The following is a 19,765-nucleotide window of genomic DNA, read 5'->3' as shown; positions in this document are numbered from 1 at the left end:
TCCTCGCTCGTAAGACTCGCTCCGACAGGGTCGGTGATGACGAAGCGCTTGACACCCGGCGCACGCACGCTCAGAAGGTCGAGACACGCGAATGCGACACACGCACTTCAACAACTCGGACACAAGACGAGCCGCGAACTCCTCGCTCGTAAGACTCGCTCCGACAGGGTCGGTGATGACGAAGCGCTTGACACCCGGCGCACGCACGCTCAGAAGGTCGAGACACGCGAATGCGGCACACGCACTTCAACAACTCGGACGCAAGACGAGCCGCGAACGGGCCGCTCGTAAGACTCGCTTCGTCGGGGCTGGTAGTGCGGTAATCGACGGGCGGTTAAAGGTTTCCGCGCGCTGCTTGTTCGCGTTCGATCGCCTGGAACAGGGCCTTGAAGTTGCCCTTGCCGAAGCCTAGTGAGCCGTGGCGTTCGATGAGTTCGAAGAAGACGGTTGGGCGGTCGGTGAGCGGTTTGGTGAAGATCTGCAGCAGGTAGCCGTCTTCGTCGCGGTCGACCAGGATGCCGCGGCGCTGCAGCTCGCGCACCGGGACGCGGACGTGGCCGATGCGGGCGCGTAGTTCCGGATCGGAGTAGTAGGTGTCGGGCGTTTCGAGGAATTCGACGCCCTCGCGGCGCAATACGTCGACACATTCGAGGATGTCGCTGGTGGCGAGCGCGATGTGCTGCACGCCTGGGCCGCGGTAGAACTCCAGGTATTCGTCGATCTGGGAACGCTTCTTACCGACGGCTGGTTCGTTTAGCGGGAACTTCACCCGGTGATTGCCATTGGCCACCACCTTGCTCATCAGCGCCGAGTATTCGGTGGCGATATCGTCGCCGACGAATTCGGCCATATTCGTGAATCCCATGACGCGGCGGTAGAACTCGACCCACTCGTCCATCATACCGAGCTCGACATTGCCGACGACATGGTCGATGGCCTGAAACAGCCTGGTAGGGGCGCCTGCGCGCGGCTGATACGCGGAACGGCGGGCGACATATCCGGGCAGATACGGCCCGTAGTACTCGCAGCGATCGATCAGCGTATGCCTGGTCTCACCATAGGTGGCCAGCGCGGCCGAGCGGACAGTGCCGAATTCGTCTGTGTCGTCATGTGGTTCGACCAGGATCCGCGCGCCGTGTGTGCGCGCCCATTCGATGCACCGGTCCACATCCGGAACTTCGAGCGCGATATCGACAATGCCGTCGCCGTGCCGATCGTGGTGCGCGACCAGCGGACTGTCCGGTGCGACCGCGCCGGTGACGACGAATCTGGCCGAGCCGCTGCGCAGCACATACGCCTTGTGATCACGGTTGCCGGTTTCCGGACCCGAATAGGCCTCCAGCCGCATCCCGAAGGCGGATTCCAGGAAGTGCGCGGTCTGAGTCGCGTTGCCGACCACCCAGACCAGTGCATCCCAGCCGATAACCGGGAACGGATCGACGCTGTCGTCATGATCGACCAGCCCGACCAGGCGGCGCAACTCACCGTCGGCAGGCAGCGGACCACTCTGTCGGTGGGCTTTCGGCAGATGCTCGATGGTCATGATCCAAGGAAATCGCCGCCCCTTCGGATAGGCAACATCACCGATTTCGGTTAGACACTATGGCGAAATCGGCTAGCAAGTCACCCCTGATGCTGGACAATTTGAATAGCATCGTAAGTGACCCGCACTACGCCGGTCATGCCCCGAACGGAGGCCGTCATGTCGCGCACGCCCGCGAAACTCGATGAACTCGATCTCGCCATCCTCACCGCGATGCACGAGTATCAGAAGGCGGGCATTCTCGAGCTGTCCCGGCGCACGCGGGTCGCCAGGGCCACCGTCCAGTCGCGCATCGGACGGATGGAGGAGTCTGGCGTCATCTCGTCCTATGATCCGCAGATCGATGTCACCGCAGCGGGTTTCGATGTGCAGGCCTTCGTCACCTTGGAGATCGCACAGGGTGCGCTGGATGCGGTGGCGGCCGAACTCGACACGATTCCCGGCGTACTGGAGGCATATGCGACCACCGGCTCCGGCGATGTGCTGTGCCGGATCGGCGCGGATTCACATGCCGGACTCCAGGCGGTGTTGTTGAGCATCGACCGGACGAGTTCGGTGGTGCGCTCGCACAGTGTGATCGTGCTGTCGACAGTGGTCGCGCATCGGACGCTGCCGCTATTGCGCACGCTCACACCGACCGGGACCACCAAAGCACCCGCCTACCGGGACGCCCACGAGCGGTAGGCCGGTCGTTTACGCTCGTGCTCGCGGTGCGCGGCGGATTGGTCCCCACACCGTATTTCCCGAACTATCGAGTGCGAGACCAGTTTTGAGCGAGACGACTGCCGAATCCACATCCACCCCACACGCCCGCGCCACCTGGGCTGAGCTGTTCTTCGACCTGGTGCTCGTCTTCGCGGTCACCCAGACCGCTCACGTACTCGGCCACCACACCTCGTTCGCCACGCTGGGCCATGCCCTGGTGCTGCTTGCACCGCTGTGGTGGGGGTGGGTCGGAGTCACGATCCTGGTGAATACCGTCGAGGAGACCAATGCCCAGCGGCTGGTGTTGTTCGCCTGCGGGCTGTGCATTTTCTTGATGGCGGTGGCCGCGCCCGCGGCGCTGGACCAACCACGCGGGGCCGCAATGGTTTTCGCGGGCGCGCACCTGCTGTTGCGAATTATGCTGTTCGTCGCGATCACCAGCACCAATGGATTCGCGACCACGATCAATCCATTCAGTATCGGATTGGTCACCGGCATAGCGATTTTCGCGAGCGCGCCGCTGCCCGAGCATTCGCGGATCTGGTTCTGGGCCGGTGCGCTCATCGTGCAGTTGGGAGCGCCGCTGCTGTACGCCAGGGCCCTGCGCGGCCGGACGATCGGCGCATCGCACCTGGTGGAACGGTTCGGCTTGTTCATCATCATCGCGCTGGGCGAATCGGTGGTGGACGCGGGCGCGCAGGCGTCCTCGACCGACCTCGATCCGGCGGTGGTTGCCACCCTGGTGCTTGCCTTCCTCGTCGGTGCGGGGCTGTGGTGGATCTATTTCCACCGCTCGGCGCGACTGCTCGAGTACGCGCTGGCGACCATGCCCTCGCCCGGGCTGATCGTGCGAGATGTGCTGAGCTATGGGCATTTAGCGCTGGTCACAGGACTCGTCGCGGTGGCCGTCGGCCTGGGGCATGCGGTCGCCGATCCCGGGCACACCGCCCACGGCGTCGCCGCCGCGCTCGCACCGGGCGGCGCGGCTGTGTTCCTCGTCGCCCTGGTGGTGAATCGGTGGCGGATGCTCGGCAATGTCGCCACGACTCGGGTCGTCGCGGCCGTTGGCTTGATCGCCGTCGCGCTGGTGTCGTCGTTGTTACCCGCGATTGCCGTGGTCGGGCTCACCGCGGCCGTGCTCGTCGCGATCGACATCGCCGAGCAACTGGTGGCTGGGCCCGGTCAACCGTTACCCGCGGTGCGGGTCGGACGGCGGCAGCGCTCGACGTAGCACGGGGCGGGGCCGCGCAGGGCGTGCTGAGCCCACAGATTTGCGCCGCGGTCGCCCGCATTCGGTGCGTTGATCCTCATCGTCCTGGTCAGGGACGCAGATCGGCGGCCACGTCCAATATTTCGACGCTCGGCTGCTTATCGGCCTCCAGAAACCCGACCAGCGCATTGGCCTCCGCATCGACCGCCTTGCGCTCCACAGCCGACCACGTCCTGGTCGGGGTGATGCGCAGGCGGGCGACACCCTTCTCCAGGAAGATCTTGTAGAAGCCCGCGAGGAAGCCGTCGACCAGGACCGGGGAGACCGCGGTCGCGAATGCGCGCAACGGTGGGGCCGTGCCGTCGGGGACGATTCTGGTTCGGTCCTGATGCGAGAGAATCGCATTGTCGTACCAGCCGAGCAGGCGCACCGGGGCGGGCAGATCGGGATCGGCGAGTTCGCCGTCGGCGATGTCGTAGAGGGTGCGACCGCGTTCGTCGGTGTAAGTGCGCAGGCGGTCGCCGAGCTGCTCGACGGCGGCCTTCATACCGGTCAGCTTCGACCAGGTCTGCATATCCATGGTGCTGGCCGGGCCGAAGGCGCACAGATAACGAAAGACCAACTCCGCCAACGGATAGTTGGGTTCCAGCGGCGCGCCGAGCCAGGGTTCGACACGGGACCAGATCGGCCTGCTGTTGTCCTTCCACTTGCCCCGCGGCGGAGTCTGCAGCACGGGCAGTTGGCACAGCCAGGTCTGCAGCACCGCACCGGCATCGCGATCCGGGTAGATCACCGCGGCCTTGGCGCGCAGGTCGGCCGCCGACATCGGCTCGTCACCGAGTGCGGCCTCGCCGTGCTTGCGCACCTCGTCCGGATCCAGACCGACCATCGCGCCGTAGTTGAAACCTTTTCGGAAAGGGATCTTCTCGAGCTCGGGCTGGATATGCGGCGCAATACGCAGCGCATCCGGCGGCGTAACCATATGAATCGTCCCACGCATCAAGGTGATTCGCACCAGCGAGCGATCCTCCAGAGCGGCCGACACCGTCGCGGGATCGAAATCCGCTATGCGGCTCCACAATCCGACGAACGGCGGCCGCGAATCCTGGCCCTGCAACCCCACCAGATGGTCACACATCTCGAACACACTCAGCGCTGAACGCTCCAGCAGATGCTGGCGTGCAAGCAACGTCCGATTCAATACCCGATTAGACAGCATCTGCGCAGCGATTCCTCAGGGTGGCGGTCGGGCACGGGTGGGCCAGCTTCATGATCAGATCACCGTACCGCTGGGCGCGAATTGTCGCGCCGCGCATCGAATGGTCGCAGAATTCGAGCGCGGCCTACCAATTCGGGCGCGGCTCGAGGTCAGCGCAGGGTGACAACAACCTTTCCGGTGGCGGTGCGGTTGTCGAGGGAGGCGACCGCCTCGGCGGCCCGCTCCAACGGGTAGAGCACCGGCTTCGGTGGGGTGATCTTGCCGGAGGCAAGCAATGGCTCGACCTCTTCCCACTGCTCGGTCAGATAACCCGGATGGGTCATTACCCATTCGCCCCAGGCCGCGCCGATCACCTCGACGTTCTTGAGCAGCAGTCGATTCACCTTGACCGTCGGGATCTCACCGGCGGTGAAGCCGACCACCAGCAGACGGCCCGCCGGAGCGAGGCTGCGGATGCTGTCGGTGAACCGGTCGCCGCCGACCGGATCGAGCACGATATCCACACCGCGGCCACCGGTCAGCTCCTTGACGGCCGCGAGCCAGCCGTCGGTCAGCACCACATCGGTGGCGCCGTTGGCACGCGCGACGGCCGCCTTCTCCTCGGTGCTCACCACCGCGATGACCCGACTCGCACCCAGCGCGACCGCCATCCGCAGGGTCGAGGTGCCGATGCCGCCCGCGGCGCCGTGCACCAGCACGGTCTCCCCCGCAGCCAGCCTGCCGCGGTTGCGCAGGCAGAAGTGCACGGTCAGATCGTTGAACAGGATTCCGGCCCCGGCCTGCAGAGATACATTGTCCGGCAACCGGAACACCATCTGCGTCGGCGTGACCGCCACCTCGGCGAGAGCATTGCCGAGCATGGTCAGCGCGACCACCCGATCCCCCGGCTTTATGTGCGCGCCCTCCGGAGCCTCGCGCACGATCCCAGCCACCTCGCCGCCGACGACGAACGGCAGCTCGGGCTTCATCTGGTACAGACCCCGCGTCATCAGCACATCGGGAAACGCCACCCCGGCCGCATGCACGTCGATGACCACACCCCCGGGATATGCCGCCGGCTCCGGAATCTCGACGACCTCGACCGCTTCCGGCCCCTCCAGCTTGCTGACCTGGGCTGCACGCATATGCCGACCTCTCTGTCCATTCGGCGACACTCACATCACCGACGCCATGACCAAACTAACCACCCACCGTCGACCCCCTGTCCGCACCACCTGTTTTTGCTATGCTGACCGCGACCTGAGGTGGGGACGAAGGGGGAGGTTTTTCGTGGTAGACCATATGGACCCGGGCACGTTGCGGGTCGATGCGGGCGCACTGCAGACATTCGCCAAGAGTCTGGGCGATGAGGCGAATGGCATCAAGAAACTCAATGTCGGTGACGGCTTCAACATCGCGGTAAACGCACTGCCCGGCACCCAATTCGGAACTGCCGTGCAATCCGCCACCGACACCGTCAACCGCAGCCTGACCCGAATCGGCGAGCGTCTCGACAAGATCGCTTCGCTCACCCACAACCTCGCGGGCGCGTTCGAAGTCGCCGAGACCGACTTCACGAACAACCTGAAGACGATCGGCCTGCAACTGCCATGACCCTCACCATCGACGATGTAGCCAAGTGGGAGCCCAGCCACCTCACCACCGCCGCCGACAACGCGGCCAAAATCTCAACGGATCTGGACACCGCGGTCCGCAAGGGCACCGAAGACACCGCAAAGCTGGGCACCGACAAGATCTGGTCCGGCGCCGCCGCAGCAGCGGCGAATACGCGAATGGAGACCGAAAAGACCCGCGCTTCCGCGGTGAGTCAGCGAATACTCGAACTCCAAACGGCGTTCCAAGCCGAGGTTGGTCGGCTTCAGTACCTCAAAGACGAGATCGTGACGCTGCGCAACACAATCTCGACCGCGTCGCCGGTTCCGGCCGACGGCCGAGGTCTCATCACCGGCTTCCCGGTGAATCCAGACGGAACTATTGACCCCGAAGGCCGGATCGCCGCCCTACTCGGCCCGCTGTCCAGTCAGGACAACCAGAACACGGACACCGAGAACCTGGCGTGGAGAGCCCGTCGGGACGCCGCGGACTGGTCGAACCAGATCACCGTCAAACTCAAGGAAGCGGAGCAGGCCGCCAACGACGCAAAAACAAAGGTGGACACCGCAGTACAGAACCTGGAGAAGGCCTTCAACGACCTCGGCGACCCGAATCTGGGAACGTCACAGTCCCAGAACACCAGCACCACGCCGGCGTCCACCACGTCCTCCAACACGAGCAAGCCCAGTTACGTGTCGAGCAATCACAACGGCAGCGGCTCCGGATCCTCCTCCGGCAGTTCGAATTCGGGCAGCACGACGTCGTACAACGTCCCCACCACCATGCCGACCGGCGACCAGAAGAAGTGGATCGAGGAAGCGATCAAGGCGCTGCGCGAAAAGGGCTACAACATCAGCGATAGCGACGCCGCGATCATCGCCACCATCATCGAGAAGGAATCCGGCGGCAACCCCAACGCCATCAACCTCTGGGACAGCAATGCCGCGGCGGGCATTCCATCGAAGGGCCTGATGCAGACCATCGACCCGACTTTCAACGCCTACAAGCTGCCCGGCCACGACGACATCTGGAATCCGGTGGACAACATCATCGCCGGATCGCGGTACGCGATCGAAAGATACGGTTCATTGAGCAACGTACCGGGCATCGTCGCGATGAGCCAGAAGGAAGGCTACGTCGGTTACTGATCGGCGCGGCCCCGATCGAACGACTTACTGGGTGTTCGCCAGCAACGCGTACTGGGCGACAACCCGTTGCTGTGCGTCGTACAACTGCGCGCTCTGCACATAGATCGCATACGACCGGTACGCGACCACGCATCGAAACCTATCGTCCGAAACGGCCCGAAGATCCTCGTAGCAGTACGAATCCCCAACATTCAGGGGCGGATCGTAATCGCGCCGAAAGCCTTCGGCATCGATCCTCGGATAGTCGCTGACGAACTTGTGCGCTGCCGCAACGCTATTGGTCCGGTACACAGTCGACAAAGCCGACACCGCTACGCGATCGACTTGTGCTTCGGTCATGATCTGGTGCCGACCGGCCTGGTTCGTCACGAACGCGACGAATGACGAACGCGACGTCTTGTTCAAGAAGCCGCGCCTGGTGTAGATGAGGTCGCCCGAGCTCGGACGCTGAACCACCATGTCCGCGTGCAGGGTTCGAACGAGTAGCCGATCAGGGTCCTGCCGCAGGGTGTTGAATTTGTCGCGCGGGGTCGATGTGAAACCGTCCAGCGCCTTCGTCTCGGCGTCGAGATACTTCTGCGTCATCTCAACCAGCGCTTGAATATTGGTGTCGCGCTGCTCCGCCAGGATGCTGATGACGAATACACCGTGCGGTGTAGTGCTGCCCAGGGTCGGCACCGATGGCCGCCAGTGCGCCTTGGCTTGCGCGTATCCAGGCAGCTGCACCGCGACATTGTCGGGGTTCCACGAGAAATCAGCGTCGTTCATCTCCGTAGCGGCCGATGTGGCCGACCGTTCGTCGGGAAAGCGCGATACCGCCACAAACAGGCCCTCGCGGTCCTTCGATGAGTCACGAGCGTTCGCAAGCGGCGTCGACTTATCCGAAGCGGAGGAGACGAATCCCAGCACCATACCGTACTTCTGCAGGACGGCCTCGACCGGGGGGACCAGGTATCGCGTCATGGCCTGTGTAGTGAGCACTGGGCCTGCGATAGCGCCTTGCCCGTATTTGGAGTCGACCTCATAGGGGTTCAATACCGAGTCGGACATGCGCACTGCCTCCAGCAACGCATAGTCCTGCTGATCCAGTTGGTCTACCAGGCGGGACTGCCGGACCGGGTATTGACCAGCATCCAGCTTTCGAACATCCGGTTCGCCGGGCAGCGCGGACCCTCGAACCGCCTGACCACACGCCGTCACCGCGACGATGACGAGAAAAGCCACAAACGAGCCGAACATCAAGCGACGCACGCCAATCCCTCCCAAGCCCGCTGATACGTTCTCCGAGGCGGCAGATTCGAGACAACATTCTTCAGAACCGCCGCCGCAGCTGTGCAGAGTCGCTCCGGGTCGACCGTCTGATTCGAAACCCGCACTGTCACGACCTCCGCGAGACCCTGATCAATAGTGCGGTGCGCATATTGGGCCGAACACTCCCCACGTTGGGGGTCATCGACAGGCCGATAGCCGACGAGCCCTTCGACATCGATCTGTTTCAATCCCGATGTGAGATCAGGCCTGGCTGCCCGATCCAGTTTCAAGGTCAAGACATTGGTCGCTGTCCATTTGCAGCTGTACACGTCATTCGCAACCCCCTGCGAAGGCGCGCCGACGTTGAACTTGATGGCAGTCGGCGAAACCAGCGCGCAGGCATCGAGTCGCGCCAACGAGCCCTGAACGTTCAGCAGCTGAAATGACGACGACCGCAGCCGAGCGATCACCTCGGCCATGGCCGACTCCGCGGCTTCGCACATTCCTGCCTTGGCGGCCGAGTCCGAGGTATTCACCTGAACGAACAGACCGAACTGCGGCTCCATTTTCGCGGGCACCAAACCCCGTGTGCAGTCGTGCCCCAGGTTCGTACGGTCTTCGAGCACCGGAACGCCATCAATCCTTTTTCCGCTTTCTTGGTAGGCGGCTGTCGACCTCTTCCACAGCTCAACGTTGTAATTCGCGCCCTTGGCAGTGCAGGAGCCCCACTGCAAGGGATAGGGTGCTGCCTTCCACTCACCTACTGCGGTAAACGGTTTGTTCATCAAGCCACACAGATCGACCAGCCGCAGTTGCGTCAGGTTCATCGCACTGAGCGGATTCTCAGTCGCACCAGCAGGATTCGCCGGACCATCGCCAGAGCGCATGACCCCAACCCCGATTCCGGTACCGATCAGCAGCACCAACGCGACCAAAGCCGCAATCACCAGCGATCGCTTGTCCCGCTTCGAACTCGCGTCCCACGAGTTGACTTCCAATCGACGGAGTCGCTGCTCGAAGGTCTCCTCCTCACGCATCGACGTCGGCTCCGTGCCAGCGGATGGCACCCCGACGATCTGCGTCGATTCCGGATCGGATGTCAACGCCGATAACTCTGCGGCCTGCTGCCGAATTGCGCCGTGGACAGCGGAGGACCACGGATTCGGCGCCTGCGGCATCGGTCCGAGGTAATCCAGGATCTGCGCCGTCGTCGGACGTGCCCCCGGCTCCTTACGCAGGCACGGCTCGACCAACTGCCGGATCTGCGAGGGAAGCCCGGTCAGGTCCGGATCAGTGTGCACGATGTTGTACAGGGTGTGCGGCATCGATGCCCCGGCGAATGGGCTCTTGCCACCAGCGGCCATCGCGATGACGGCCCCGAAGGCGAAGACGTCGCTAGCCGGCGTCAGAGGCATCGACTGTGCCTGCTCCGGCGACATGAACGCGGGCGACCCGATGATCGAGCCTGTTTGCGTCAGCTCGGATCGGCCCTCGACCGCTCGCGCGATACCGAAGTCGATAACCCTCGGTCCGTCCTGCGCGAGGATGATGTTGGCGGGCTTCAGGTCTCGGTGTATGAGCCCGATTCGATGGATCGCCGTCAGCGCCGAAGCCAAACCGACTGCGAGAAACCGCACCTGATCGACCGGGAGCGGACCGAACTGCGCCACCGCTTTGTCCAGTGGCAGCCCCGGTACGAAAACCGAGGCAAGCCAGGGCATCTCGGAGTCGACATCGAAGTCGACGACAGCGGCGGTGAATGCCCCGGAGACACGCGCGGAGGTCTGCACCTCACGGCGAAAACGCGGCAGGAAGTCGTCTTCCTCGACCAGATGCGGATGTACCTGCTTGATCGCGACCGGCCGGCCGTCGGGGCCTATTCCAAGGAATACGCGCCCCATTCCCCCGGCGCCCAGTTGTCCGAGTAGGCGATACCGTCCGATCCGAGCGGGCTGATCGGAATCCAAACGCTCGACCATCAGGTGGCACGCAATCGGTTCAGCACCGACATCAGAATCGGATCGGAAGGCGCACAAGCGTTATCGGACGCGATCGTCGATTTTGGATGGACTGTCACAATTACCATCTCCCCCCGATTCTCGAGTGTCGATCGGACCATGTGGTACGTCACGCATTCTCCTTTGTCATCGGTGGAACGCGAGACATCCAGCGGCCCGAGCTGGCCGCCGTTAAGTCTGAGATTGGTGAACTTCGATTCCCCGGTGTCGACCCGCTTGGTCTCGGTGAGCTCGACGGTGACATCCGCCTCGGCACCCGACCACTTACATTTGTGCACGTCGACGGGAGCCGCCTTGACACCCGCACCCAGCGAAGAGTCCACGACCGACTGATCGACTGCGGTACAGGGGTCCATTCGAATCGCGGACTGCCGCGGTAGCGACACCAAGGGCGGATTCGAGGCGAGTCGGGCGATAACGGCCTTCAGTGCGCTCATCGCCAGCTCGCACGATTCGGTATCGCTACCCTTCACGTTCACTTCGATTCCGATACGTGGACTTTGCCGCAACAACGCCGCGCGCCCACACAGGTTGACAACGCTGGAGTGAAACGTCGAATCGAGTATCGGCAGACCCGCGACGGTCACTCCGCTGTCCTTGTATTCCGTTGCGGGCACATCGGTTCCGGCATACAGCGTTACTGTTGTCTGCCTACCGTTGCTCTGGCGTAGACCCATTGCACATGTCGTGGATCTCAAAGCAAATGTCGAGTCCGGAGTACCGAGTGAACCGAGAACGTCGGAACTGAGCAGTTTGCATGTGTCGACCAGCCGCAGCTGCTCATCACTCAGCTCCAGCTTCCGGTTCGCCAGCGGATCCGGTGGCACGGATTCACCGTGAGTCAGCAGGACCGCGCTCGCACCGCCCGCGGCGACCAGCGTCGCGACCGCGGCGGCCGCCACCCATCGGACCCGGCCGCCGCGTCGCTTGGCCGACTCCGGGACCCGTCCGTCCAACGCGACCCACCGCTCCGCATCGGAACGATCATGCGCAATCTGCTGTCGCACGGCCGCTGCCCAGCCCGCACGTGCCGTGATCGCCTCGACCGATTGCAGCAGCTGTGGCGGCGTCGGCCGATACGCCGGATTCTTGTCGAGACATGCTTCCACCACACCGCGCAGGACAGGTGGGACTCGGGTGGTATCCGCTCGATTGTGGACGACGTTGTACAGAGTTTGCGGAGTGGACGCACCAAGGAAAGGGCTCTCGCCGGTCGCGGCCAGCACCAACATCGCACCGACCGAAAACACATCGCTGGCAGTCGTCAACTGATGACCTTCGGCCTGCTCTGGCGACATGAATGCGGGCGAACCAACCACCGAGCCGGTGCTAGTGAGCTGGATATCCCCCTCCAACGCCCGCGCAATACCGAAGTCGATGACCCGCGGACCATCCTCCGCGAGCAGTACATTGGTCGGTTTGAGGTCGCGGTGCACCATGCCCGCGCGGTGGATCTCCATGAGCGCCGAGGCCAGTCCCGCTGTGAGCAAACGGAGTCCGCCCAATGGCATCGGGCCGGATTGGTCGACGGCGGCGCGCAGCGAAGGTCCCGGTACGAACACCGAGGCCAGCCAGGGTTCGGCGGCGTCGGGGTCGGCATCCATGACCGCGGCCGTGTATGCGCCGGTGACGCGCTGTGATGCCTGGACTTCCAGTCGGAAGCGGGCGCGAAATTCCGGGTTCTGGGCGAGGTGGCGGTGGATCATTTTGACTGCGACGAGACGTCCGTCCGGCGATCGGCCGAGCAGCACTCGTCCCATCGCGCCCTGCCCGATTACGGCGATCAAGCGATGGCGGCCTGCCCGGCGCGGATCGTGCGGCCCAAGTGGTTTCAACCCCGGCCCTCCCCTCGGTCCTCTCGGGATAGTACCGGCGCGATCGCCGATCGTCGCCCGAGGCGCAGCGCTCAGGCGAAGGTTTGGTTGCGTTCGGCGAGGGCGGCGCGGAGCTTGGTGATCGCGGTGGGGCCGACACCGTGTAAGGCGGCGAGGTCGCGTTCGGTCCAGGTGGTCAAGTCGGCCAGGCGGTGGATTCCGGCGGCGGCCAGGGCTCGTTCGGCGGGTTTGCCGAGTTTCGGCGGTAGGTCGGAGTTGTGCACACCCGCCACCCTGCCAATCCCCTTCGTCGAATCGCTGCGCGGTGCTTCCATCATCGCCCCATCCCGCCCGGCGGGACCGACGTGTGTGAGTAGAGGCGGCTCGGCGCGAGTGTGTGACGTACGCCCCGTAAAGTCGTCTCAGAACAGCAGCGTAAGAGAACGCGGCACACCGTGCAGCGCGAGGAGCACCAGTGTCACTCGATCAGCCACTCGCCCCGCTTCCCCAGGAGGGCATGGGGTTTGCGTCGGCGTGGCCCATGCGGGCGGGCGATGTAGATCCGTACAACCGCTTGCGGTTCGACGCCGTCGCACGTTATCTGCAGGACATCGCCTGGGAGCAACTGCAACAGACGAACCTGCATACGACCGATCCGAGCTGGATCGTGCGTCGTACGGTGATCGACGTCATCCGGCCGATCCTGTGGCCCGACCAGGTGCGGCTGCTGCGGTGGTGTTCGAGCATGTCCACCCGCTGGACGAATATGCGGGTGCGCATCACCAGCGCGAACGGCGGATTGATCGAGACCGAGGGCTTCTGGATCAATATCAGCGAATCCAACAATATGCCCGCCAGGATCAGCGACGAGGGCTTGGCCTATCTGGCGCAGACCACCAATGAGCACCGTCTGCGCTGGCGGCCCTATCTCACCGACGCCACCCCGCCGGAATCGGATACCGATATGCCGTTCCCGGTGCGGGCCACCGATATCGACCAGTACAACCACGTCAACAATGCCTGTTACTGGCAGGCGGTGGAACAGTTCCTGGTCGAATACCCCAAGCTGGTCGCCGGACCGCATCGCGCGGTGATCGAGTACGTCGCGCCGGTGCTGGCACGTCAGCACGTCACCGTGCGCAGCCGCTACGAACCGGGCGATCGCTCCGGGCGACCGGTGCTGCGGTTGTGGTTCGTGGTCGGCGGTACCACCACGACCGTTGTGCGCATCATGCCTCTGTAGAGATAAACCGGCAAAGAAAAACCGGCTCCGTTCACTGGGAACGGAGCCGGTGGCCTGTTCAGCCGCGTGCGGCCTTGAGCAGATCCTCACGGGTAGTGAACTTCACCCGCGGACGGCCCGATGCCTTACCCGCGGACTTCTCCGCCGTATCGATCGCCTTCCAGCCCTCACGGTCGACCAGATCGGCCTGCCGCTGGCCGAGCAGCGCCTTGAGCGCGGCCCGATCGGCCTGTGGCACACCGAGTTTGCCCGTGGTGAAGTCGGCGAGGAGCTGCTCGACGGTCTCCTCGGAGTCGATTCGGTTGGAGCCGATGACACCGCGCGGACCGCGCTTGATCCAGCCGCTCACATAGACACCGGGCACCGGAACACCGTCCTCGCCGATGACACGGCCGTGCTCATTGGGGACCACGGCGCGGCGCTCGTCGAAGGGGAGATCCTTGATCGCTTCGCCCTTGTAGCCGATCGAACGCAAAATCAGTCCGGTGTCCAGGGTCTCGCTGCGATCGGTTGTGCGCGCCAGCAATTGGCCGTTCTCGCTGACCAATTCGTTGTGCGCGAACTCGACCGACTCGACGTGATCGGCACCGTGCAGTGCCGTCGGCGAGACCAGATAGCGGAAGACGATCCGCTTGTTGGCCGGATCACGACGCCCTGACGCGTATTCCTTGGCGAGGGTGTACTTCAGCTCCAGCGACGGCTCGACCTCGGGATGGTCCAGCAGCGCCTGGCTGCCCGGGTCGAGCGTCAGGTCGGCCTCCTCGACGATGACGTCGACGCCCTTCAGATGCGTCAGCGCCAGGAACTCCGGCGAGGTGTAGGCCGCCTGCAGCGGACCGCGCCGACCGAGCACGACGACCTCACGGATATTGCTGCCGCGCAGCGCATCCAGGGCATGGTCGGCGATATCGGTCTTGGCGAGTTCGTCCGGGTCCACCGTCAGCACGCGCGCGACATCGAGGGCGACATTGCCGTTGCCGACGATCACCGCGCGCTCACCGGACAGGTCGAACCTGCGATCCGCGTAGTCCGGATGGCCGTTGTACCAGGCGACGAATTCGGTCGCCGAATGGCTGCCCGGCAGATCCTCGCCCGGCACACCCAGTCGCCGGTCGGAGGACGCGCCCACCGCGTAAATGACCGCGTGGTGGTGGGCGAGCAGTTCCTCATGGGTGATGTGCGAGCCGACCTCGACATTGAGGTAGAACTGCAGCGCCTCGCGCCGGAAAGCCGACTCGAACAGCCCGGAGACCGTCTTGGTGCCCGGGTGGTCGGGAGCGACGCCCGCGCGCACCAGACCCCACGGCGTCGGCAGCCGATCGAACATCTCGACCTCGACATCGCAGCGGCGCAGCAGTTCGTCGGCCGCGTAACAGGCCGCCGGTCCCGCGCCGATGATCGCGACGCGGAGCGTGCCGAGTTCCTTGGGCGGACGCGCGGGCGTGACGATCGGATCGAAGTTCGATTCGAGTGGATGCCGTTGGAAGTAGGCGGCGTTGATGTCGCGGAACCTGGCCAGCGACGCGGTCAGATCATCCTCGGAGAAGATGGCCTCCACCGGGCACGCGTCAACGCAGGCACCGCAGTCGATACAGGTGTCGGGGTCGATGTAGAGCATCTCGGTCGTCGCGAATTCCGGCTGGTCCGGGGTGGGACGGATGCAATCGACCGGGCACTCAGTGACGCAGCTGGCGTCGTTGCAACAACGCTGCGTGATTACGTAGGCCATATTGTGCAGATCCTCGAAAATGTACCTGGGCTATAGCCACCCAAGGGGGTCGGGAGTGGTCGGGAGCGTCATCGTCACGGTGCCGGCGGGGGTGTCCCATGAGGCGCCGTGATTGTGATGCCGCTTTCAGTTTGCCTCGAGTGTGTTCGAGGCCTCTTCTCCGGAGGGCTTACGGTATCTCCATGGTGCGGACTCTGATCCTCATGCGGCACGGTAAGTCGTCCTATCCCGACGGTATCTCCGATCACGAGCGCCCGCTCGCTCCACGTGGTCAGCGCGAGGCCGGACTTGCCGGTCAGTGGTTACGCCAGACCCAGCCGCCGATCGATGCGGTACGCTGCTCGACCGCCACGCGCACGCGGGAAACGCTCGCCGCCACCGGAGTCACCGCGCCGGTGGTCTATGAGGCTGGCATCTACGAGGCGTCGCCGCGCACGCTCATCGAACTGGTCCAGCTCAGCGATGACGATGTCACGACGCTGCTGGTCATCGGGCATGCGCCCGGAATGCCTTGGACGGCATGGGAGTTGGCGAGCAATCGCGACTCCGATCCGGCGATCGAGCTCAGCCGGAAGTTCCCCACCTCGGCGCTCGCGGTACTCGAATTCGACCGGCCGTGGGCGCAGGTGGACGAGGGCACCGGCGATCTGGTGCGATTCCATATTCCGCGCTGAGCGCGGGTGCGATCAGTGCAGTAGTTTGCCGCCGACCACCACGACGACGCCCAGGACGACGAGCAGCACGAACGCGGCGAATCCGCCGAGCAGCCACCACACGACGCCGAGCGCCAGCACGAACGGCGCCACCGCGATGGCGGTGATCACGGGGCTTTCCCGGACCGTGGCCCAAGCCGAGCGGGCTCTGATCCGGTCGATGTCCTTACCTGGCATGTCACCAGAGTAGGTGCGAAAACCCGTTCTCGCCGTCGAGCCGATGCGATGCTCAGCAGATGGATTGGAAAATCGAACTGGTCGCGATTCCGGTGACCGATGTGGACCGCGCCAAGGACTTCTACACCAAGATCGGCTTCAACGCCGACCACGACCACCGCGTCAACGAGAGCCTGCGCTTCGTCCAGCTGACCCCACCCGGCTCCGGCTGCTCCATCTGTATCGGCGAAGGCATCACCGACGCCGCACCGGGCAGCGTCGAAGGCATGCAGGTGGTTGTCGCGAGCGCCGAGGGGGCGTACCAGCAGTTGGTCGCGGCAGGTGTGGAGGCGACGCCCGTGAAGGATATGGGTTGGGGCCTGTTCACCTTCTTCGCCGACCCTGACGGCAACAAATGGGCCGTGCAGGAGCTGCCCAAACGCGACTGAGTCCACAGCGGCCCGTTGGTCATCGTCGCGCATTGGATGCGCGGCGAGGACAGCGTCCGTTCGCTACCCCAGTAGATCGAGCCGAATCGTCAATGGACACGGCAAGTTGTTGTGAACTCGTCCCCACCCCTGGTCGGCTCCAGTGTCCCACGCAAGATGCGGGCCCGGCGGCAAGCACAACCGATGTTCGGCAGAATTAGGGCTTGCTTGGAGTGCGCTCCAGGTCATTAACGTCGGTTTTGTTCATCGAGAAGGGCGAGTGCAGTGGGTGGAGCCGTAGATCAGGTCGTCGGTGACGAGCAAGTCGATGTGGATCGGGAGAAGCCGCAGTATTCGATCGGCGAGGCAGCGGATCGGTCGGGACTGAGTCGCGACACGCTGCGATGGTACGAGCGGATCGGGCTGATGAATTACATCGGGCGCGATCACGCCGGAAAGCGGCGGTTCAGCAATCGCGATCTGGAGTGGTTGGCCTTGATCGGCAGGTTGCGCACCACCGGGATGTCGGTGGCGGACATGGTCCGCTATGCCGAATTGGTGCGGGAGGGCGAATCCACCGTGCCCGAGCGGCTGCAGATGTTCCGCAATACCCGCGCGGAGGTGCTCGCCAAGATCGACGAACTCCATCAGACCCTGGCCGTGCTCGATTACAAGATCGACCTGTACGAGGGCAAAACCGCCGCCGTCAAACCGGCCGCACTCACGAAACCATGCAAAGGGATCAAAATATGAGTTCACTTCCGACTGCAGCATTGGGCGCCAGCGGGATCCAAGTGGGTGTACAAGGCCTGGGCTGCATGGGAATAAGCGATTTCTACGGCCCGTCGGACCTCACCGAATCGCGGGCGACCCTGGATCGCGCACTGGAACTCGGCGTCACGCTGTTCGATACCGCCGATATGTACGGCTCGGGTCACAACGAGGAATTCCTCAGCGACTTCGTGCGCGCCAACCGCGACGAGGTGGTCCTCGCCACCAAGTTCGGCATCGTCCGCAAGGCCGACGACCCCACCTACCGCGGCATCGACAACTCGCCCGAATACATCAGCAGCGCGGTCGATGCCAGCCTGCGCCGCCTCGGCATCGACACCATCGATCTGTACTACCTACACCGCCGCGATCCCGCGGTCCCGATCGAGGAATCGGTCGGCGCGATGGCCGAGCTCGTGGCGCAGGGCAAGGTTCGGGCGCTCGGCCTGTCGGAAGTGACCGGCGACGAACTGCGCGCGGCCCATGCGGTGCATCCGATCGCGGCCGTGCAGTCCGAATGGTCGCTGTTCTCCAGGGATGCCGAGCGCAGTGCGGCACCCACCGCCGCCGAACTCGGCGTGACATTCGTGCCGTACTCGCCGCTCGGTCGCGGATTCCTCACCGGATCCTTCGCCGCGGCAGGCGAGTTGGCCGACGACAAGGACTTCCGGAAAACACAGCCGCGCTACTCGGGCGATAACGCCGCACACAACGTCGAATTGCTCGCCCCGCTGCGCGCCATCGCGGACGAGCGCGGAATCTCCCTCGCGCAGGTGGCATTGGCGTGGGTGCATGCCCAGGCGGGCGTGCACGGACTCACGGTGGTCCCGATTCCGGGCACCCGCAGCCGCATCCGGCTCGCCGAGAATGTCGCCGCCGCGACCATTTCGCTCACCGCCGAGGAATTGGCCGTGCTGGACCCGATCGCCGACAAGGTGGCCGGAGACCGGTACGCGGATATGTCTTTCACCGCCGTCGGCCGGGAATGACCGGTCAGCCGAATCAGGAGTCATCGGTGTCCACTCTGACGCTCAATGTCCGGTTCGCCGCCAAGCCCGGTCACGAGACCGAACTGCGCGAGACGCTCGAGGATTTGGTTGCGCCGACACTTGCCGAGGCGGGCTGTATCGCCTACGAGCTGTATCTGCACCCGAGCGATCCGAGTCGGGTCGTGCTGCTCGAGGAGTGGGTCGATGAGGCGGCACTTGCGACGCATTTCGAAACCCCGCATCTGAAGGAAGCGGCGGCAATATTGGACGAGATCCTGATCGAGCCGTTCCACCTCCGACGGTTCCACGAGGTCACCTGATCTCACAGAGCCCAGCGCAGCACGGCATCCGGACCGCAGTCCGGGTCCGTGCTGCTCTACTATCCGGAGCATGGAGTCATCCGGCAGACGCGTGTTCATCGACAAGCAGACACCCGAGGCGTTTCGCGCGCTGAACACCGTGGCCAGCGCGGTCCGCGCCGCCGGAGCCGAGGCCGGACTCGACCGCAGGCTCATCGAATTGATCAACGTACGCATCTCCCAGATCAACGGCTGCGCCTACTGCCTGGACGTCCACCATCGCGCCGCCATCGCGGCCGGCGCCACCGAGCGCGAACTCTCCGTACTGTCCGCGTGGCGGCGCACCGAGCTGTACGCGCCGCACGAGCGGGCCGCGCTGGCACTTGCCGAACTCACCACCACGCTGCCGGACGAGGCCACGATGGATCGTGAGTACGCTCGGGCGCGGGAGCATTTATCGGATGAGCAGGTCTCGGCGATCCTCTGGGTCGCCACCACGATCGGCGCGTTCAACCGCGTATCGATCCTGAGTAAGCACCCGGTACGCCCGACGAAGGAGAAGTCGACCATGACCGAATCGACGCCCGAGAGCAAGGTCGTTCGCAACGACGAGAAGCAGCGCTACGAGGTCTTCTACGGCGGCGAACTGGCTGGATTCGCCGAGTACGAGGAGCGCGACGACGAGACGGTGTTCATCCACACCGAGATCGATGGCGCGTTTTCCGGCAAGGGCCTCGGCACCGTTCTGGCCAAGAACGCGGTGGAGGATGCGGTCGCCCGCGACCGGGTGATCCGACCGCTGTGCCCGTTCATCAAGGCCTATCTGGAGAAGCATCCGCAGTACGACGAGCACGTGGTCGGCAAGGGCATCACCCGATGAGCGAGCGAACCATCAGCACAGCGACAAGGTCGGTCATGCCGGAACCGAGCGCCAGC

The 19,765-nt window shown here is 64.2% G+C and carries 20 protein-coding genes; 11 read left to right on the top strand and 9 right to left on the bottom strand.

The window, feature by feature from the left end; translation table 11 throughout:
* Window positions 1–334: 334 nt before the first annotated feature.
* Window positions 335–1,543 carry a 4-hydroxyphenylpyruvate dioxygenase gene (hppD, locus tag ACIBJI_RS01685; protein ID WP_364358165.1) on the bottom strand — a complete coding sequence of 403 codons (1,209 nt, stop codon included), beginning with the start codon at window positions 1,541–1,543 and terminating at the stop codon, window positions 335–337.
* 159 nt (window positions 1,544–1,702) lie between these two features.
* Between hppD and ACIBJI_RS01680 the strand changes: the two genes are divergently transcribed.
* Complete coding sequence (locus tag ACIBJI_RS01680) at window positions 1,703–2,227, top strand: Lrp/AsnC ligand binding domain-containing protein (RefSeq protein ID WP_364358162.1); 525 nt, start codon at window positions 1,703–1,705, stop codon at window positions 2,225–2,227.
* A gap of 85 nt (window positions 2,228–2,312) precedes the next feature.
* Window positions 2,313–3,479 carry a low temperature requirement protein A gene (locus ACIBJI_RS01675; protein WP_396958898.1) on the top strand — a complete coding sequence of 389 codons (1,167 nt, stop codon included), beginning with the start codon at window positions 2,313–2,315 and terminating at the stop codon, window positions 3,477–3,479.
* Window positions 3,480–3,567: 88 nt separating this feature from the next.
* On the opposite strand, the gene ACIBJI_RS01670 is transcribed toward ACIBJI_RS01675, so the two are convergent.
* Both ACIBJI_RS01670 and ACIBJI_RS01665 read right to left on the bottom strand, forming a co-directional pair.
* Entirely contained in the window at window positions 3,568–4,677 is a 1,110-nt protein-coding gene (locus tag ACIBJI_RS01670) for a winged helix DNA-binding domain-containing protein (RefSeq protein WP_364358156.1), read from the bottom strand.
* A 149-nt stretch (window positions 4,678–4,826) separates the two neighbouring features.
* Window positions 4,827–5,801, bottom strand: coding sequence for an NADPH:quinone oxidoreductase family protein (locus ACIBJI_RS01665; protein WP_364358153.1), 975 nt, complete (start codon window positions 5,799–5,801; stop codon window positions 4,827–4,829).
* A gap of 145 nt (window positions 5,802–5,946) precedes the next feature.
* On the opposite strand from ACIBJI_RS01665, the gene ACIBJI_RS01660 reads away from it, so the two are divergent.
* Entirely contained in the window at window positions 5,947–6,270 is a 324-nt protein-coding gene (locus ACIBJI_RS01660) for an ESX-1 secretion-associated protein (RefSeq protein ID WP_397082698.1), read from the top strand.
* A complete protein-coding gene (locus tag ACIBJI_RS01655; protein ID WP_396958895.1) occupies window positions 6,267–7,418 on the top strand; it encodes a transglycosylase SLT domain-containing protein in 1,152 nt (383 codons plus the stop codon). The genes ACIBJI_RS01660 and ACIBJI_RS01655 overlap by 4 nt, the downstream gene beginning before the upstream one ends.
* Window positions 7,419–7,442: 24 nt before the next feature.
* On the opposite strand, the gene ACIBJI_RS01650 is transcribed toward ACIBJI_RS01655, so the two are convergent.
* The 4 genes from ACIBJI_RS01650 to ACIBJI_RS01635 all read right to left on the bottom strand — a co-directional run bounded on the left by ACIBJI_RS01650 (window position 7,443) and on the right by ACIBJI_RS01635 (window position 12,839).
* Complete coding sequence (locus tag ACIBJI_RS01650) at window positions 7,443–8,669, bottom strand: hypothetical protein (RefSeq protein WP_364358144.1); 1,227 nt, start codon at window positions 8,667–8,669, stop codon at window positions 7,443–7,445.
* Window positions 8,657–10,648, bottom strand: a complete 1,992-nt coding sequence (locus tag ACIBJI_RS01645; RefSeq protein WP_397082695.1) for a serine/threonine-protein kinase — start codon at window positions 10,646–10,648, stop codon at window positions 8,657–8,659. The genes ACIBJI_RS01650 and ACIBJI_RS01645 overlap by 13 nt, the downstream gene beginning before the upstream one ends.
* Window positions 10,648–12,522, bottom strand: a complete 1,875-nt coding sequence (locus ACIBJI_RS01640) for a serine/threonine-protein kinase (RefSeq protein WP_364358138.1) — start codon at window positions 12,520–12,522, stop codon at window positions 10,648–10,650. Before ACIBJI_RS01640 ends, ACIBJI_RS01645 begins: the two co-directional genes overlap by 1 nt.
* A gap of 71 nt (window positions 12,523–12,593) precedes the next feature.
* Window positions 12,594–12,839: a hypothetical protein gene (locus tag ACIBJI_RS01635; RefSeq protein ID WP_364358135.1), complete on the bottom strand. Its 246-nt coding sequence runs from the start codon at window positions 12,837–12,839 to the stop codon at window positions 12,594–12,596.
* A 137-nt stretch (window positions 12,840–12,976) separates the two neighbouring features.
* Here ACIBJI_RS01635 and ACIBJI_RS01630 point away from each other — a divergent pair, with 137 nt between their 5' ends.
* Window positions 12,977–13,744, top strand: a complete 768-nt coding sequence (locus tag ACIBJI_RS01630) for an acyl-ACP thioesterase domain-containing protein (RefSeq protein ID WP_364358132.1) — start codon at window positions 12,977–12,979, stop codon at window positions 13,742–13,744.
* Window positions 13,745–13,802: 58 nt separating this feature from the next.
* Here ACIBJI_RS01630 and ACIBJI_RS01625 read toward each other — a convergent pair whose 3' ends face one another.
* Window positions 13,803–15,473, bottom strand: a complete 1,671-nt coding sequence (locus ACIBJI_RS01625; protein ID WP_364358129.1) for an FAD-dependent oxidoreductase — start codon at window positions 15,471–15,473, stop codon at window positions 13,803–13,805.
* A gap of 182 nt (window positions 15,474–15,655) precedes the next feature.
* Here ACIBJI_RS01625 and ACIBJI_RS01620 point away from each other — a divergent pair, with 182 nt between their 5' ends.
* Window positions 15,656–16,147, top strand: a complete 492-nt coding sequence (locus tag ACIBJI_RS01620; RefSeq protein WP_364358126.1) for a histidine phosphatase family protein — start codon at window positions 15,656–15,658, stop codon at window positions 16,145–16,147.
* Window positions 16,148–16,159: 12 nt separating this feature from the next.
* On the opposite strand, the gene ACIBJI_RS01615 is transcribed toward ACIBJI_RS01620, so the two are convergent.
* The gene (locus ACIBJI_RS01615) at window positions 16,160–16,363 is read right to left on the bottom strand and encodes a hypothetical protein (protein ID WP_364358123.1); all 204 of its coding nucleotides are present in this window, start codon (window positions 16,361–16,363) and stop codon (window positions 16,160–16,162) included.
* 59 nt (window positions 16,364–16,422) lie between these two features.
* On the opposite strand from ACIBJI_RS01615, the gene ACIBJI_RS01610 reads away from it, so the two are divergent.
* The 5 genes from ACIBJI_RS01610 to ACIBJI_RS01590 all read left to right on the top strand — a co-directional run bounded on the left by ACIBJI_RS01610 (window position 16,423) and on the right by ACIBJI_RS01590 (window position 19,709).
* Complete coding sequence (locus ACIBJI_RS01610) at window positions 16,423–16,791, top strand: VOC family protein (RefSeq protein WP_364358120.1); 369 nt, start codon at window positions 16,423–16,425, stop codon at window positions 16,789–16,791.
* Between the two features lie 264 nt (window positions 16,792–17,055).
* Window positions 17,056–17,523: a MerR family transcriptional regulator gene (locus tag ACIBJI_RS01605; protein ID WP_364358117.1), complete on the top strand. Its 468-nt coding sequence runs from the start codon at window positions 17,056–17,058 to the stop codon at window positions 17,521–17,523.
* On the top strand, window positions 17,520–18,530 hold the full coding sequence (locus ACIBJI_RS01600) for an aldo/keto reductase (RefSeq protein WP_364358114.1): 1,011 nt from the start codon (window positions 17,520–17,522) through the stop codon (window positions 18,528–18,530). The genes ACIBJI_RS01605 and ACIBJI_RS01600 overlap by 4 nt, the downstream gene beginning before the upstream one ends.
* A gap of 26 nt (window positions 18,531–18,556) precedes the next feature.
* A complete protein-coding gene (locus tag ACIBJI_RS01595) occupies window positions 18,557–18,850 on the top strand; it encodes a putative quinol monooxygenase (RefSeq protein ID WP_364358111.1) in 294 nt (97 codons plus the stop codon).
* Between the two features lie 70 nt (window positions 18,851–18,920).
* Window positions 18,921–19,709 (top strand): GNAT family N-acetyltransferase, encoded by a 789-nt coding sequence (locus ACIBJI_RS01590; RefSeq protein ID WP_397082692.1) that lies wholly within the window; start codon window positions 18,921–18,923, stop codon window positions 19,707–19,709.
* The last annotated feature ends 56 nt before the right edge of the window (window positions 19,710–19,765 follow it).

Source organism: Nocardia sp. NPDC050408 (assembly GCF_044458905.1).
In the GTDB taxonomy this organism is placed as follows: Bacteria; Actinomycetota; Actinomycetes; order Mycobacteriales; family Mycobacteriaceae; genus Nocardia.
The sequence above is the reverse complement of the archived record's forward strand: the minus strand, read 5'-3'. Positions and strand labels throughout refer to the sequence as shown.

Excerpts from the sequence above, each read along its gene's own strand:
- hppD (WP_364358165.1), bottom strand. The coding sequence starts at position 1,543 with ATGACCATCGAGCATCTGCCGAAAGCCCACCGACAGAGTGGTCCGCTG.
- ACIBJI_RS01680 (WP_364358162.1), top strand. The coding sequence starts at position 1,703 with ATGTCGCGCACGCCCGCGAAACTCGATGAACTCGATCTCGCCATCCTC.
- ACIBJI_RS01670 (WP_364358156.1), bottom strand. The coding sequence starts at position 4,677 with ATGCTGTCTAATCGGGTATTGAATCGGACGTTGCTTGCACGCCAGCAT.
- ACIBJI_RS01665 (WP_364358153.1), bottom strand. The coding sequence starts at position 5,801 with ATGCGTGCAGCCCAGGTCAGCAAGCTGGAGGGGCCGGAAGCGGTCGAG.
- ACIBJI_RS01655 (WP_396958895.1), top strand. The coding sequence starts at position 6,267 with ATGACCCTCACCATCGACGATGTAGCCAAGTGGGAGCCCAGCCACCTC.
- ACIBJI_RS01645 (WP_397082695.1), bottom strand. The coding sequence starts at position 10,648 with ATGGTCGAGCGTTTGGATTCCGATCAGCCCGCTCGGATCGGACGGTAT.
- ACIBJI_RS01635 (WP_364358135.1), bottom strand. The coding sequence starts at position 12,839 with ATGATGGAAGCACCGCGCAGCGATTCGACGAAGGGGATTGGCAGGGTG.
- ACIBJI_RS01625 (WP_364358129.1), bottom strand. The coding sequence starts at position 15,473 with ATGGCCTACGTAATCACGCAGCGTTGTTGCAACGACGCCAGCTGCGTC.
- ACIBJI_RS01620 (WP_364358126.1), top strand. The coding sequence starts at position 15,656 with ATGGTGCGGACTCTGATCCTCATGCGGCACGGTAAGTCGTCCTATCCC.
- ACIBJI_RS01615 (WP_364358123.1), bottom strand. The coding sequence starts at position 16,363 with ATGCCAGGTAAGGACATCGACCGGATCAGAGCCCGCTCGGCTTGGGCC.
- ACIBJI_RS01610 (WP_364358120.1), top strand. The coding sequence starts at position 16,423 with ATGGATTGGAAAATCGAACTGGTCGCGATTCCGGTGACCGATGTGGAC.
- ACIBJI_RS01600 (WP_364358114.1), top strand. The coding sequence starts at position 17,520 with ATGAGTTCACTTCCGACTGCAGCATTGGGCGCCAGCGGGATCCAAGTG.
- ACIBJI_RS01590 (WP_397082692.1), top strand. The coding sequence starts at position 18,921 with ATGGAGTCATCCGGCAGACGCGTGTTCATCGACAAGCAGACACCCGAG.